Origin of the sequence: Algoriphagus resistens (assembly GCF_001442615.1) — a bacterium.
In the GTDB taxonomy this organism is placed as follows: Bacteria; Bacteroidota; Bacteroidia; order Cytophagales; family Cyclobacteriaceae; genus Algoriphagus; species Algoriphagus resistens.
The window spans coordinates 372439-387665 of the sequence record NZ_LMXN01000001.1; the positions used below are offsets into that span (position 1 = coordinate 372439).

At 42.4% G+C, this 15227-nt stretch carries 20 protein-coding genes; 18 read left to right on the forward strand and 2 right to left on the reverse strand.

All coding sequences use genetic code 11. The features are described from left to right. Positions 1-38: 38 nt before the first annotated feature. A complete protein-coding gene (locus tag AS141_RS01480; RefSeq protein ID WP_057935840.1) occupies positions 39-284 on the forward strand; it encodes a hypothetical protein in 246 nt (81 codons plus the stop codon). On the opposite strand, the gene AS141_RS01485 is transcribed toward AS141_RS01480, so the two are convergent. Both AS141_RS01485 and AS141_RS25855 read right to left on the reverse strand, forming a co-directional pair. After that, entirely contained in the window at positions 262-870 is a 609-nt protein-coding gene (locus AS141_RS01485) for a hypothetical protein (protein ID WP_057935841.1), read from the reverse strand. The genes AS141_RS01480 and AS141_RS01485 overlap by 23 nt on opposite strands. 77 nt (positions 871-947) lie before the next feature. After that, a complete protein-coding gene (locus tag AS141_RS25855; RefSeq protein WP_082632126.1) occupies positions 948-1124 on the reverse strand; it encodes a DUF2158 domain-containing protein in 177 nt (58 codons plus the stop codon). A gap of 137 nt (positions 1125-1261) precedes the next feature. Between AS141_RS25855 and AS141_RS01490 the strand changes: the two genes are divergently transcribed. The 17 genes from AS141_RS01490 to AS141_RS01570 all read left to right on the forward strand — a co-directional run bounded on the left by AS141_RS01490 (position 1262) and on the right by AS141_RS01570 (position 15037). Then, positions 1262-1744 carry a hypothetical protein gene (locus AS141_RS01490; protein WP_157243357.1) on the forward strand — a complete coding sequence of 161 codons (483 nt, stop codon included), beginning with the start codon at positions 1262-1264 and terminating at the stop codon, positions 1742-1744. Positions 1745-1773: 29 nt separating this feature from the next. Next, on the forward strand, positions 1774-2379 hold the full coding sequence (locus tag AS141_RS01495; protein ID WP_057935843.1) for a hypothetical protein: 606 nt from the start codon (positions 1774-1776) through the stop codon (positions 2377-2379). Then, positions 2376-3455, forward strand: coding sequence for a hypothetical protein (locus AS141_RS26405; RefSeq protein ID WP_057935844.1), 1080 nt, complete (start codon positions 2376-2378; stop codon positions 3453-3455). The genes AS141_RS01495 and AS141_RS26405 overlap by 4 nt, the downstream gene beginning before the upstream one ends. After that, entirely contained in the window at positions 3455-3685 is a 231-nt protein-coding gene (locus AS141_RS01505) for a hypothetical protein (RefSeq protein ID WP_057935845.1), read from the forward strand. Before AS141_RS26405 ends, AS141_RS01505 begins: the two co-directional genes overlap by 1 nt. Next, positions 3678-5078: a hypothetical protein gene (locus AS141_RS01510; protein ID WP_057935846.1), complete on the forward strand. Its 1401-nt coding sequence runs from the start codon at positions 3678-3680 to the stop codon at positions 5076-5078. The genes AS141_RS01505 and AS141_RS01510 overlap by 8 nt, the downstream gene beginning before the upstream one ends. Beyond that, on the forward strand, positions 5078-5431 hold the full coding sequence (locus tag AS141_RS01515; RefSeq protein WP_057935847.1) for a hypothetical protein: 354 nt from the start codon (positions 5078-5080) through the stop codon (positions 5429-5431). The genes AS141_RS01510 and AS141_RS01515 overlap by 1 nt, the downstream gene beginning before the upstream one ends. 307 nt (positions 5432-5738) lie before the next feature. Beyond that, positions 5739-6416 carry a hypothetical protein gene (locus tag AS141_RS01520; RefSeq protein WP_057935848.1) on the forward strand — a complete coding sequence of 226 codons (678 nt, stop codon included), beginning with the start codon at positions 5739-5741 and terminating at the stop codon, positions 6414-6416. A gap of 2 nt (positions 6417-6418) precedes the next feature. Beyond that, positions 6419-7018, forward strand: a complete 600-nt coding sequence (locus AS141_RS01525; protein ID WP_057935849.1) for an SOS response-associated peptidase — start codon at positions 6419-6421, stop codon at positions 7016-7018. A gap of 70 nt (positions 7019-7088) precedes the next feature. Then, positions 7089-8453 (forward strand): S49 family peptidase, encoded by a 1365-nt coding sequence (locus AS141_RS01530; protein WP_057935850.1) that lies wholly within the window; start codon positions 7089-7091, stop codon positions 8451-8453. A 14-nt stretch (positions 8454-8467) separates the two neighbouring features. After that, positions 8468-9430 (forward strand): hypothetical protein, encoded by a 963-nt coding sequence (locus AS141_RS01535; RefSeq protein WP_057935851.1) that lies wholly within the window; start codon positions 8468-8470, stop codon positions 9428-9430. Positions 9431-9483: 53 nt separating this feature from the next. Continuing rightward, complete coding sequence (locus tag AS141_RS01540) at positions 9484-9948, forward strand: hypothetical protein (RefSeq protein ID WP_057935852.1); 465 nt, start codon at positions 9484-9486, stop codon at positions 9946-9948. After that, on the forward strand, positions 9948-10502 hold the full coding sequence (locus AS141_RS01545) for a hypothetical protein (protein WP_057935853.1): 555 nt from the start codon (positions 9948-9950) through the stop codon (positions 10500-10502). Before AS141_RS01540 ends, AS141_RS01545 begins: the two co-directional genes overlap by 1 nt. Further along, positions 10502-10705: a hypothetical protein gene (locus AS141_RS01550; protein WP_057935854.1), complete on the forward strand. Its 204-nt coding sequence runs from the start codon at positions 10502-10504 to the stop codon at positions 10703-10705. The genes AS141_RS01545 and AS141_RS01550 overlap by 1 nt, the downstream gene beginning before the upstream one ends. A gap of 95 nt (positions 10706-10800) precedes the next feature. Continuing rightward, a complete protein-coding gene (locus tag AS141_RS01555) occupies positions 10801-11388 on the forward strand; it encodes a hypothetical protein (protein WP_057935855.1) in 588 nt (195 codons plus the stop codon). After that, positions 11372-12757: a DNA-methyltransferase gene (locus tag AS141_RS01560; RefSeq protein ID WP_057935856.1), complete on the forward strand. Its 1386-nt coding sequence runs from the start codon at positions 11372-11374 to the stop codon at positions 12755-12757. Before AS141_RS01555 ends, AS141_RS01560 begins: the two co-directional genes overlap by 17 nt. Then, complete coding sequence (locus AS141_RS01565; protein ID WP_157243358.1) at positions 12714-13382, forward strand: hypothetical protein; 669 nt, start codon at positions 12714-12716, stop codon at positions 13380-13382. The genes AS141_RS01560 and AS141_RS01565 overlap by 44 nt, the downstream gene beginning before the upstream one ends. Further along, positions 13382-15037 carry a hypothetical protein gene (locus AS141_RS01570; protein WP_057935858.1) on the forward strand — a complete coding sequence of 552 codons (1656 nt, stop codon included), beginning with the start codon at positions 13382-13384 and terminating at the stop codon, positions 15035-15037. The genes AS141_RS01565 and AS141_RS01570 overlap by 1 nt, the downstream gene beginning before the upstream one ends. Positions 15038-15227: the final 190 nt, after the last annotated feature.

The window sequence follows — 15227 nt, forward strand, 5'->3', positions numbered from 1 at the left end:
TTCTTGCACATTGTTAAACAATTGAACAACAGAAACTTATGACAACCATCGACGCAGTATTTACCGGAACTCCAGACAATTTAGCTACCGTGAAAGTTTTCGCCATCAAGCATGCCAGCATAAGCCGAATTCTTGGCCACCGGCTTTATGTATCCTGGATCTGCCAGACTGAAAACTACGTGAAAGCCTTTGAAGACTGTATGGATGAAATCAGAATGGATGATCTGGGACCAGTAGAGAAGGATACCAATGGGGTAGTGGTCAAAATTGAGATGATCCGTTGATTTTTTTTAATTCATCACTAATTTTATCAAAGATATCTTTATCCCGTTGTTTTAGTTTTTCCATTTCGTTTTTAAATCTTTCTAGGGTTGATTTCTCTTTCTTGGAAACTTCAGAATATATTGTTTTAAAATCTAGATTGTTAAATTTAATTTTATTGATATCAGATTTTAAGCTTTCTATTTTGGCTAATAATATTTCTTTTTCAGGTTCATCCAAGCTTTTATTCTTTTGTTCTATCTCTTCCACGGAAACGGTTAACCTATTCAGTAACATATCTGATTGATCTTTCAAATTTTCATGAAGCTGACTTATTTCATTTTTTGCAGAATCAAGTAATTTCTTTTGATCTTCCTTAAACTCCTTACTTTGTCTCCATAGTAAATAAGCTGTTACTATTGCCCCAACCGTAAAAAGAATACCTAAAGCCCCAATCATCCAAGCGAGCGGATTTCCCACCAAAGAGAGCTGATCATTACTTCTTTCTAAAAGCTTGATATAAGCTTCATTATAAAGTGGATCCACTCTGTTGATATACAAGGTGTCCACTCTAGAAATCACTTGATTTATAGAGTCTAAATTTTGCATTTAATATGAAAAATATTGGTTGAGGAGCAATTGACAAATTAAAAGCCATTAGAATTATCTCCCACGGCTTAAAAAGTCTATTTTTCTTTTTCTAATCCATCCGCAAATATTTTCACCTCTACCAATTTTCCTTCATTAAAATAAACACAGGAAATATCAGTTCTTCCGTCTCTTTGCGTATCAATATATGCTACGGTCATTTTTGGACTACCTGATTTAAGTTTTACTATATCACCCAATTGAAAATCAGCCATTTTTTTTTATTTATAGATTTCACCTAAAATACTCACTATCAAATTCATTTTAACCGGACGAAACTTTTTATACCTCATAACGAAAGATTTTGTTTCTTTTGTGGAATAATCCGATATTGGAGAAACAAAACGTATCCGTGACAGAACCTTTCCGAGTAGCCATTCCGATCCGCCCGCACCTAAAGGCTTTTCTCCAAGACATCTACGATTTTCCTTATGTGCTCAATCAGAAAGACGATATCGGGATTTTTCTCTATCACCTGCTTCGCCGTCGCAAGTTCCGTGATCGCAAATACTACTCACTCGAAGGCTGTACAGATTCCATCGACGTGTTGATATCCAGACGCTATGTAATCCGTGAAGGCGTGATGCTCCTGAATGACTACCAGGTGCATCTATTCAATAGCTATATAGAGGATATGATGGAGCGGCACTCGATCACTTGGATACGCTCCTCCGAGAAGTCTGGCATGACGAATAAGGAAGCTATCTACCAGTGGATGGAGATGTACAATCTGGATCACGGATCCAGCGACTGGTACCACCGCATCAAAAAGCAATACTTCCGCTATAGAAAGTCGAAAATAAAGCCAAATACCGCTCCGCCCGCTGTCCCCTAATTTCTAAAGTCTAGTTCCCATATTTGGTTATGAATCTGACCTTTCCCGTGACCGGTGATAACTATGGAGGTGTAGACCGATTTTGGTTTGCACATGAGGATGATATCGCCGGAACGGATGCATCCGGACAGATCCTTCTGAAGGAAGGCAAATTCTGGAATCTTGGTAAGGCCACCAAGTACTCGATCAAGTTTTCCAATCCTGATACAACCCGGCGAGGTGGTACCACTTTCAATCCCTCGATCACTGGAAAAGTAAAGAAGTACCGCCCCGAACTGGAATCGGTTCTTTCTGCTATGCGAGGGGAGAAGTTTGCGCTGATCATCAAGGATAAGAATGGCTTCCTTATCCAAGTAGGCCGTCCGGGTGAGCTGCTGACATTCGGCACGGATCAGGACACCGGCGAACTTCCTTCTGATAATAACGAGTACCGCTTTTCTTTCCGTGGGCAGACATCCGCCAAGCCTGTGAGCTTTGCGACAGAGATCCCCGTGGATCCAAGTACTCCGGAAGAGCCTAGCACTGGCCTTCCGGTGAAGATCTATCTGAACGGCTCACTAGTGGCCACCGTGCCCACTGGCGGAAGCTTTTCAATTACTACCGAATTCACACTTGAATATCAAATCCTACCATGAGCACTTGGACAGACGTATCTACTTATATTAAAACCCAACTCAAGCCAGGTGTCTTGGGTAATACGAATGTTCAGAAGATTCTGAATTCAGTCCTGGCAATCGTAAATCAAATCAATGCAGGTTCTTTAGATCCGGAGAATGATAGTTTATGGAAGGCAGAGGTAATTTATCCGGCAGACACTACACCCGTGCTTTGGCAGGATAACTGGCTGGTATCGAATATCGCTGACAATGAGGGAAATGTTCCTATCAATACCGCTGGGGTGGTACATCCTACTTGGCGGATCATCGGCAGTTCGGTAGGATCCGGAATACGGCCGTGGCAAGCCATTGTATATCCCAATGTGCTCGAAATAATCTTTTCTGCTGGATTTCTCTACTACCTGGACAGGAACGAAGTGGGGACTGATCCGTTTGTTTCGGTGGACTTTGCTACAGAGCTAGCGGCAGGGGAATGGAAGATTTTGACGGGAGGGGAAAAAGGAGATCCAGGCGAACCAGGTGAACCAGGTGAACCAGGAGATCCAGGCGCACCAGGCGCACCCGGTGAAGATGGAAGGGAAGCAGAATTCCAAGTTTCAGGTACTGACCTGCAATGGAGACTTGTAGGTGATCCTACTTGGATCACAATTTTCGATCTGAGTACACTAGGAGGCGGGGGTTCGATGACACCTGAGCAAATCAGGGATGCGTTAGCAACTTTGACAGGGGATGATCGCTTAGATGCCAGTGCAGTCAAAGGTCTTCCAGAAGGAGGATCAGGTGGTGGCCTCACCAAAGTCCCTTTCACCACAGCCCTGAAATTCGACAAGAGTTACAAATCGGAAACATCCCAAACAGGGGTAATTGCCTTTACATTGGATAGCACGGATCTGGTACTTGCTGATCATTATTCTAACAGGTACGAAATCGAAATTGAAGCGAACGGCACAGGTGGGGTACCAACCTTCTCGACAGATTTCGAAATTCAGTATTCCGACTGGAGCAACAATACAGGGGACATTAATCAATTAGTATTCAAGCTTTCAAAGTCGGGCAAAGTAGTAGTCTGGCTTGATAACGTAATTATAGCATAATGATGGAAGAGCTAACCGAACAGGAAATTATTAATAACTGCCTTGAGTATGGTGAAATGACTGTACTGGAATTCGATGTAATTCCAAATGCAAACCGTACCCGGATCACGAAATCACGATATTCTTGGAATGGACACATAGTTGAAAATACAATCGGATATGTGAATACAGTGACTAGCAACTCGGTGTATGCAATCCTTTCAGATGTTAAGGAGGTGATTTATGAGTGAGTTTAAATTAGTAGGTGATAAGTACATAACCCAATGGAATGGAAGTTCCATAAACGATGGTTCAGAAGAAACACCATATGCACACCCTGCCGATGCCCCTTCTTCTTCAACGAATAAGATAATAATTGGGTCTGGATATTATAATGGAGTTTGGACAGGGTACAGACGTTTGATAGGTGATGGAAAGGTTGTTATTGATTTGAATGGTGGTAATTTTAATGGTGGTTCTTTAGGGTCATATACAAACCCAACCCATGAAAACATAAAGTTGCTAAGATGTGATAATCTTTGTGGTTTAGGTACTGCTCAAGATTTCTTTATAAATGACTCCTATTTACAATTTACATTTATTTCAACAGGATATAGACTTGGAGGTAATTTTGTTAGGTGCATTTTCGAAGGTTATCTGACAGATAATATTGTGAGAGTTCTTGTATCAAGTCAAAATAATGGGTTTTCAGTTAATAATTGTATTTTCTTATCTAGTATAGAATTCCCGTGGGAAAGACTTACACAGGCTTATAACCATTGTTATTTACCTTTGGGTAAAACACTCACGATAAGCTCACTCCCAACAACTACTCAGATCAATAACTCAATGATTAATGGGTATGTTAGATATTTAGGGGTTGATTATGAGTTAAAAAAGCTCTATGATGGAAGTGTAAGACCAGATGCAAATCCAGCAATACCTGATTTAGTTGATGTTTATACTACAATTTATACTTCTGGAAATTTTGCAGGTGATCCTAAATTTATTGATATAGAGAATAAGCTAGTAGAACCAGATTCGGATTTACTTAAAAGGTCTAGTACATATGGTTTCATTGGAGGCGTAAAACCTGCTCGATATATAGGAGTGAACTCAATTTCTTCAGATGTGACTATTGAAACTGCTAGGATAGATAACACTAATCCTTCAAATTACATTATAGAGTCTGGGGAGAATGATGGGGAGGTGATTATCACATATAAGACAGATACAATCACCGAAGTGCAAGCAATATTCATCGACTCCTTATTGGCTTTTGATGGTTCTGAGGTAGGCGGTACTGTGGGAAATAATAATGTGCCTGATATTTTTCCTACATCTTACATACCATTATCTACGCCTGGATTAAAACCTAATCGATTGCTTTATGCCTTCCGTACCTCACAGTCGATTGCAAAACCTACTTTGGAATCACAATGGGATAACGATAGTGTAAGTTTAGGGACGACTCCAGGCGCTTGGTATATCATGGAGTGGAATATTAAACCTACGATACATGGTAGTATGGGTAATTATTATGGTAATGGTAATCCAGAATCCATTGGAATAGCTGGAAATGGTATGAACGCACGTTGGAGACAGGTGAAAATTCGGCTGACAAACCTTAGAAGTTACGTATAATGGGTTTGGAAGGTATTTCAGAACAGAAAACTACTAGCAGAAGAATATATACTTCTCCTGTTGGGCTTCGTGGTATAGCTGAGCAGTTGCCCGACAATACCCGATACATCAGGGTAGTGAGCTATCGCCAGATCCCTTTATCTAATGTCACCGTCACGGTGCACAATATAGGAGGAAATGAAATGGCTACCACGAATGCAGAAGGGATTGCTACAATCTATCCAGACACTTCTACCGATATCACCATTGACTTGATACAGTACAACACCAAACTGAATGGAGTTGCTTACAATACCATTACTAATGATCTGGTGAAGACGATTATTCTAGACACGCTGATGCATATAATTTAGGAGTTGACTTTCATGCCTAATGCAGTTAGTTTTTCAAGATCAGTATTTAAATTCTCTTTTCGGCCTGCTTAAATATTCGAAACAGCTGAGAGTATGATCATTCTGATTTCGTGACCAATTTTCTTCCTTTCATCCCAACCTTCGGAATACTTTATTTTTTCCAGTTTGGCAACAACCCGACTTTCTAAGTCTTTAAGTCTTGCCTTGAGTAATTTTTCTTCCTCTGACAATTGGTATCTTCATTTTGAAATTATGATAATATTCCCAAAATTGATAAAATTCAATTGTTACTCAAACTATCAAAATCATGAGCGAAAATATCATAATAGCATATACAGGCGAATTAAGAACTATTGACATTCAAGCAAAAGGTACAATTCCTGCATTTAGGATTGAAGGGGTGTTTTCTAAGAAGAAGCATTTTAAGGAGTTTGCCGAACATTTTCATTTTGCTTATGAGCATACTCTGCTTTTAAGCATGAAGCTTCCGTTAAACCCTAAATATGGAGATAAAGAAAAGGGATTAAAGGCATATCAAATCAATGTCAAGCAAAATTTTCAGGTGGTTGAAGTGGAAAAAATTAAAAAACCTGCTGAGGATGACCCGAGATTTCATGGGAATCATGTTAGAATTATTTATGAAGACTCAGGCGATTATATTGTATTTTGCTGGGCAAGAGACGAGTTTGACGCTTGTAAAAGGGCTATCACAGAGGCAAGGGAAATGACAGTAAAATTTGAAGTGAATGATGAGATACTGGGTAATACTACAATCCATATGCCGACAGATCCTGAAATCACATTCAAGGTTCCCATGTTTTTTGAAATCCCTGATGATGGAGAGATCTTTAAAATTGATTTTGAACGGTTCATAACAGATCCTGATGAATGGGAAATTGCACAGAGTGTCTTGGAAAACGATGTGATGGTGGTGGATAGGATTGATGGGGATGAAGTATGGTTGAGGGAGGGAAATCCTGCCTAAGGATGTGCTATAATTACCAGATCGAAGATCCCGCCCCAAACATTGCCGGGCGCTACCGCTATCCAGATACACCGTCTAGGTTTACTCCTGGTGATCAGAATGGGTTTACTCATCCATATGTTCCAGTAGTCACTGATAAAAAACCGGAAGATGTACAATTCTACCAGTGGGGTTTGTTGCCCCACTGGGCCAAGGATAGTTCCTTTCAAAAAAACACGCTGAATGCCAGGATAGAAACCATTCATGAAAAGCCCTCATTTCGATCCTACACCAAGAACCGTTGCATTATCTTGGCTACTGGGTTCTACGAATGGAAGTGGCTGGATCCAAAAGGCAAGCAAAAGCAAAAACATAAGATATGGGAAAAAGGAGTGGATTATTTTTCATTTGCCGGTCTCTACTCTCATTGGCTTGACAAATCCACAGGTGAACTTATTCCCACCTTCACCATAATCACACGGGAAGCCGAGGGCATCATGCGTGAGATCCATAATACAAAGCTCCGCATGCCAGCCGTCTTGCTTCACGTGGAAGAATCTGCCTGGCTCTCCGGTGCGATAGAAATCCCCACCTCCCCGGAGCTTGAAGCAATCCAATTGTAGGCTCTTTTCCACTGTCCTCTAGCTCCTAAAACTCTCGAATTACCTTCATATCATCAAATAATGATAGAAGGTGAATATTCAACTCGTCCGAGCAATCTTTTCAGGTAAATGGTTTATTGAGCCGTCAGAAGCTGAGGCTCTTATTCCTATTGCACTCAATCTCCTAGAGGGAAAACCCATAGGTGGGTTACCTGGTGCGATGGGGTACCACGATGATGATGACTTCGAAGAGCGTAAAAAATGCCAAGTAGTTCTTAAGTCTGGATCCACTTATCAGGCTTCTTACTTTCGGGACTTTTCTGATCCAAATATTCCAGAAGGAGCTACGGCTCTGATCAATCTCACCGGTCCTGTTATGAAATATGGCGGATACTGTGGGGAAGCTTCATCAGAACGTATTGCCAATTTTTTCAAACAGGCAAATGCTAATCCCAATATCAAAAACATACTTTTCAAGGTAGATAGCCCGGGAGGTCAGGTAGATGGTACCGCCACCATGGCACAAGCTGTTTACAATTCCACCAAACCAGTTTTGGGTTTTGTGGATGATGGAATGGCAGCTTCTGCCGGATATTGGCCACTTGCCGGAGCAGATGAAATCTGGGCTTCTCAGAAGACGGATATCATTGGCTCTATTGGTGTATATGCGCAATGGGCTGACTACTCTAAAAGGTATGAGGAGCTAGGCATTAAGATCCACGAGGTCTATGCAGATCAAAGCTCGGAGAAAAACAAGCTTTACCACGAGGTAATTAAGGGCAATTACAAGCCTATTAAAGAGGAAGTTCTCAATAAGCTTGCTGGTGAGTTTATCAGCTCTGTCAAAGAAATGAGAGGTGCCAAAATCAATCTCAAAGCAGGAGATCCATTTAAGGGCACTACCTACATGGCCGAGCAAGCTATTGAAATTGGATTGATCGACAAGATCGGATCCTATGAGGAGGCTTTGGCCAGATTGGAAGAAATGAGCCAAGCAAAGCCTGCTCCTGAAACTGCATCAAATCAATCACAAACAACTAATACACAAACCATGAAATTCAAATCAGCATGGGCTGCCATACTCGGATCTATCGGGTTTGGAGCCGTTGCCTCTGAAGAAGAGGCGCCAATGGTGACTGAAGAAAGATTGGAGCAGCTGAATGCCAGTTTAACGACTGCCAATCAGAGCATTTCGGACTTGAAAGCCGAAATCGCTCAGCTCAAATCTGATCTCAAGACCGCACAAGATGCCCAGGCCAAGGCCGAGGGCGAAAGAGATGACTTCCAGGCTAAGGCCGACAAGTTCGGTAAACAAGCCGGTGCCGCCCATACGCCTCCTAAAAAGGATAAAGCAGAGGGTGGGAATACTGAATTATCAGCAGATGAGCAAACAGCCGCTGAGATCGCAGCATTACCGCACAATGCAGCCTTGGACTCAAATCCATTGTTCAACTAATCAACTATCTATAAATGGATATTTCAGCAATTATAGCCGAATTTGGAGCCTACTACATCAAGTCGGACTCCAATATGTCAAGACTGGTAAAGCAGCTTAATCAGAAGAGTATCACTGAGGGGGCATTTACCACGATTGTGACAGATGACACACTTTGGAGAGCTTCGGAAACTCGTATGACACGGGTTTTACAGCCGTTCCAAAAAGCATGGACACCATTATCAGCGTTGACTTTTCTCCCTGTAGCAATCCAGAACTACAAAATGAAAATCGATTACCAAGACTATCCGGATGATCTGGAAGCAACTTGGTTGGGATGGTTGACGGACAGCTCGCTTGACCGTAAAGAGTGGCCATTCGTCCGCTGGTTCATCGAAGTGGAATTGCTTCCACAGGCGAAGGAAGACTACGAGATGAATGAGATCTACAACGGTGTCTATACAGCTCCTACCCCTGGTACTCCAGGTGCCGCAGGTACCACAATGAATGGTATCAAGAAAATCATTAATGATGGGGTAGATTCTTCCAGAATCACACCGATCATCACTGGTACTGTTCCTACTGATCCTTTGGATTTCTTGGCCTACATCGAGCAGTTTGGTGATAACATCAATCAGAAGTATTGGACTATCCCGATGCAGTTGGTGATGAATCCTACGCTGGTTCGAAGATTTTTCAGGGGCTATAGAAAAGAGTATGGCAAGGATACCAACTATAGCGAAAACAAAAACGGTGCAGTGGATCTGACCAATTTGACGATTTTCTCAGCTCCTTCTCACGGAAGCTCAAATAAAATCTGGTGTACTCCTAAGAGCAACGCAATCCGTCTGGTGAAGAAAAGCCAGAACATGAATGCCGTTCGCGTGGAGAATGTGGACCGATTGGTCAAAATGTATTCTGACTGGAGTTCCGGTGTAGGTTTCGTGATACCTGAGCTGGTATTCACCAATGACCAGGATCTTACTCCTGAACCATAAAATAGAAAGGGGCTGAATAAGCCCCTATTTTCCATTATAATCTATTCCATATCATGGCAGAGAAAAAAGAACCAACTCCTGAGGAGCTTTTGAAAGCAGTTCAGGAAGATAATAAGAAGCTTTCGGCTGACTTGAAAAAGTCTCAGGAAGCCGAGAAAAAAGCGATTGATTTGTCAGATTCATTGAAAAGTGACTCGGAGGCTGATATCCAATCACTGAAGGATTCACATGCAGAGGAGATCGAAGGTCTAAACAGTCAGATTGCTTCCCTCAATGACGTGATCAAGGAACTGAATGAAGCACTAGAGGCTAAAGATTCTGAGGTGAAGAGCCTTGGGAAGCGTCCTGTATTCAAGTCAGGCAAAAAGCAAATAGAATTGAGAATCAAGAAATTCATTCACAATTTCAAGGGTGAGCGCATAGAGGTTGATCAGAAAGTTTTGGAGTCCAACCCTGAGTTGGTTACTGAGCTTCTGAATATCAATTCAGCAGCTCTTAGAGAGATAGGAGGCAAGTAATGGGCTTTGAATCACTGAAGAAAAACAAGATCCGGGACAATGCTCCCGGCTTAAGAAAAAACATCCTGATCGCCGAGCGCGATTGGTTTGTTGCAAATACAGGGCTTAAAGCTCCTGTAGCTCCATTCACTAATCCGGGCGATTCGCTTCGGATTACTGAATCTCACGAGTTTGTAGAAGGATTTGGTTTTGTGCCTTTTCATTCCACGTTGGCTACAGCTGAGCTGACTGCCGAAAATGTGGGAGAGCGTGAATCCCGAACAAATAATCCCTCGCTCGTGGCTCAACATCCGGGCTTAACCGCTGAGATTGTTGAGTTTTTCCAGTCCCGTAAAAACGGGGATTGGATCGTACTTCAGCAGACGCTTGCTGGCGAGTGGATCCAGATGGGAGAGGATGGACTGGAAGCTGAAGTAATGTTCAGCTTTGGTTCTGGTAGAGTGGATGGTGGATATCAGGGAGTGACTGCCACGATATCTAATTACGGGAAGCCGTATTTCTATGAAGGTGATATCGTGTATCACCCAGCTGTTGTACCAGATCCAGAAGTATAATGGAAAATAAACTTAAGAAACCAAGTTTGCCCGCTGATGTGGCTAAAGAATACGATTCGATCATCGTACCGACTACCGTTATGATCAGCAAGGGCAAAGCTCAAGGAACCTACGATCTAACTAAGATCAGTTTGGTTGATGCGAAAAAACTGGCGGAAGCCGGAAAGTATTTGGTAGCTAAAAAAGCTACTGACAAAAAATAACTACTAGGGTTTTTTGATTGAGGTTAAAACCAGCTCGTTAGGGCTGGTTTTTTTATGTCCTCTAGTTGGCAATTGCCATGGTGTAGGTTTGGCTTATGGAGGAAATTGCCAAGTGGCTAGAAAACCAAGATTATCAGGAGGGAATTGCGCTATACAAAAAGTACGGTGCAGATCCTGTATTGCTGACAATTTTTGCCCTTCCAGAAACCAGCTTCACCAAGTCGAAACTTGAAAAGGCTCTGAATGATCTGGTACCAAAAGAGCACTCCTCGACTCCGCTCGGAGAGACAGTCAGGCTGAGCGAAGTCGAAGTCAAAGCAATTACACCCAAACCTGTTTTGGATCTGATCCGCAAGCGGAGCCAGTTGCATGAGACACTTTTTTACCAGACATCCAAGTCGGACAGGCTTAAGATAGCCAAGGCGATTTTGGCAATTGGTACCAAGCTAGACCGCTGGTATGATCATGGGGAATTGCCAGCTGGTGAGGCTGAGAATGAACTTCCAGAAATGGACATTCCGGTTAATGCCTGGGAACTGCATCAGCAGATTAACAATAACCTGGCATACATCACCAAAAACCGCAAGCGTGAGAATAAGGCAGGGGAAGTGAAGCGAAGAGAGCGGCAGAATTTGGGTATTGAGGAAAGACTAAAATTGATGAATTATGAAGTTACAGGATAAAGTACTTAAGGCCGAGAAAGTAGATTGGCGGTCTTTAAAATGGCTACAGTCTGAAAATTTAAAAGCTCCGATCAACATAGATAAACTGGTAGAATCATTGGTAAAGAATGGGCTGATCCGTGGTTTCCATATATGGCAAGATCCATCCGGAGAAATCTGGATACTAGATGGCCATCATATGAAAATGGCTCTGGAAAAGATCGAGAAGGAAAAGCTGATAGAGATCCCAGATCTGCTCACATGCTACTTTATTGATTGTGCTGACAGGAAAGAAGCTGGCCGAATCGTACTCCTTCATTCTGCTACATATGCAAGTCTGACGGCAACTGGAGTAATGGATCATTTAGCGGATTTTGATTTGGATCTAGGAGAGCTAGGTTCCATGATCAATCTGGAAGCTTTTGATTTTGGAAAGGTGGAGCAGCTTGCTTTGGATGAAATGAACAAGGCCTTGGGACTGGATGAGGATTCTGAAGATGGATTCGAGTCGATTTTACCAAAAGAAGCCATTACCAAAGAGGGTGATTTGTATGAGCTGATTTCCGGTGTAGGAATGGTTCACCGGGTGATTTGTGGAGATAGTAGGGAAGCCGAAGTGGTAGAAAGATTGCTCAATGGAGAAAAACCAGTACTTGTCGTAACGGATCCACCGTATGGAGTGAATTATGATCCTAACTGGAGGATAAGAGCAAATGGAGGAAAAATCAAATCCACAGGTAAAGTCAAAAATGATGATATCGCGGATTGGCAAGTGGTCTATGCGCTTTTTGATGCACAGGTAATCTACGTGTGGCACGGTGGCCTCCATGCTCAGACGGTAGCTCAGAATCTTATCGATTGCGGGTATAAGTTGGTTGCCCAGATCATCTGGAATAAACAAACTCAGGCCATGAGCCGAGGTGATTATCACTGGAAGCATGAGCCGTGCTGGTACGGCGTGAAAAAAGGTAAATCTCACAATTGGCAAGGTTCGAGAGATCAAAATACAGTTTGGGATATCAAGAATCTTTCTGCCAGATCAGTCCAGGAAGAGGAGGGCCAAACAGGCCATGGTACCCAAAAGCCCATCGAATGCATGAGAAGGCCAATTGCCAACAATTCCAAAATAGGGGATATCGTGGCAGATCCGTTTCTAGGTTCTGGATCCACACTGATAGCAGGAGAGCAAATGCACCGGGTTGTATATGGGAATGAGCTGGATCCATGCTATGTGGATGTCGAAATCACCCGGTGGATCAAATGGATGGAAAAAAATGGTAAGAGGTGGTCAATCCGGCTAAACGGCATAGAACTCACTTCAGAAGAAATCAAAGAAATCACGGACAATGTCGAAAGAGCAGCTATTCCCACAGCACAAGGGGAAGATTGAAGTAAAAATGGATACTCCGGAAGATCGCATTGCGGCCTTCATGATTTCCAAGATTGAGAAGGAAGAGCTTCACAAAGGAGATGATAAAATCATGCGCCGGTGGCTGAAGATCTGGAATCTGCTTCTCAATTATCATTCTGCCTCGCAAGCGGTGACGGCTCATGTAAAAATGTGTGCAGAGGATCCAGATATAGGAGCAATTTCAGAACGTACTGCCTGGTACGACTTGAAAAATGCGACACGCATTTGGGGTAACCTGAATGAGGTGCCTTATCATGCTTCGCTCGTGCTTCTGTCTGAATATGCAATGAAAACCTTCCAGCTAGCCGCTCAGCAAAGGAATGTGAAAGAGATGAACCGGGCAATCTCTGAAATGCGTGAAATACGAAAGGATCTGCATAATATATCTGATGTGGGAGATCTGGACACACCTACCTCACGCTTTGTGCTGATCATCCAGACGGGAATAGAAGGTCAGGCACCTCGAACGATTGATTTGGACGATTATGAAGATCTGCCGGAAGATATCGCTCATGAGGTGATCGATGCGGTACAAGGTCAGGAGATTGAGACTTCGAAATTCATGCAGATCGTGGAAGAGGCTAAAAATGTGAGCGAAGACTGATGCTGAAAGCCAAACAAACGGTTTTCAATAAACCACAACAGCTCTTTCAGGTGCTCAAACCGTTCTCCTCCAAAAATGTATGGTCGAGGGGAACGGGAAAATCTTTTTTGATAGCCTGGTTAATTCACATGATCGTGAAATGGATGCCGAGATCCAGTTGGGCGATTGTCGGTAAATCCTATAAGCAATTATTGACCAGAACACTTCCAACTACTATTTCGACTCTTGAGAATGTTTTTGGCTATAAGCAGGATCGGGATTTTTTCGTCAGAAAGCGACCTCCTAAGAATTTTCGATTTGACAGCCCTATTTCGCCTCCTTTAGATTATGATCATTGCATCATTTTTAAGAATGGGGCTTTTTTTCATTTGGTTTCTCTGGATGGAGGTGGATCCACAATTAGGGGGCTTTCCATAGATGGCTATTTGGGTGATGAGGCCTTGGAGATCAATAAGGAAAAAATGGACTCCGAAGTGGCTCCTACGAATAGAGGAAATATGCGGTATTTCAAGCATATCCCTTTTCATCATGGAAGCTTCTTTTTCTCATCCATGGGCTATGGCCATGAATTCAAGTGGATGCTTGATTCTGGTAAATACTATGAGGATGATGGGTATAATTTCCGGGCTATTCGCCAGCAGATAGTAGAGAAGGAAAAGGAGTTGGTTGATTGTCCGGATAAGTCCAGAATGGCGGAATTATGGACTCAAATTCTGGAGCTTAAGCGAAAACTGCGATGGTACAAGAATAAGAATGGCTTCCTGTATATGGAGGCTGATGTTTTCGACAATATCGAGAATGTGGGTTGGGCATATATCAAGGAAATGAGAAGGACGCTTTTGGACTTCATTTTCATGGTCGAAATGCTCAATTGGTTTCCAGAAGGCATAGAATCAGGCTTTTATTTTCTGCTTAACCGTACAGATCACGGGTATTCCAATAAGTTTGACCAGGGGTTTATTAGTGCACAGCCTACTAATTCAGAGGCTATTAAGAAGCCTGATTGTAGGATGGACAGTGATTTGGTAGGAGGTCAGCCGTTAAGGATTGCAGTTGATTGGGGTAGCCATATCAATAGCCTCACAGTCACACAATATCTTCTAAGCATTAACACACTGCGTTTCCTTAAGAATCTCTATGTGAAGGGTGAGATACTGGACACTCTGGCTAATGACTTCTGTGATTACTATCACCACCATAATAAGAAGGAAGTATTCATGTCTTATGGTCATGATGGCAATGTCACGCATGCAAACAGTAAACTCACTTATGCAGATCAGTTCGCTAAGATCCTAGAGGCAAGGGGATGGATAGTTCACTTAAGTTATGAGTCTGTACCACTCAGCCAGATGGACAGATACTTACTATGGGCAAAGGTTCTGCAGAATACGAGCAATGCTAAGAAAGGTAAGCCGGTTGATCCTTCATTGCCATTAGTAGAGTTCAACCTGGACAATTGTAATGAGACCTTTATTTCTATGCAGAATGCACCAGCTAAGGAAGGGCGCAATGGTATAGAGAAGAATAAAGCATCAGAGCGTAATGCTTTGATACCACAAGAGGAGGCCACCCACCTAAGTGATACAGCTGACTACAATTTAACCGGTGTAGTTAGAGATCCTTTCTCGGTGATGCCACCATACATCGGGCACTAATAATTTTAATTGTTTGATCAATCCAAGGGATATGCGAGGCCATTCGTATATCCTTTTTTTTATGATGGCAATTGCCAATCTCCCACAGATCATGGCAGGATCGATCTTGAGATTTTGCAGTAGGTGAGGAATGAAAATTTTATAAAAATCTATAAATCAATCTGTTATTAATTTTTGGTTTGCAGATGAA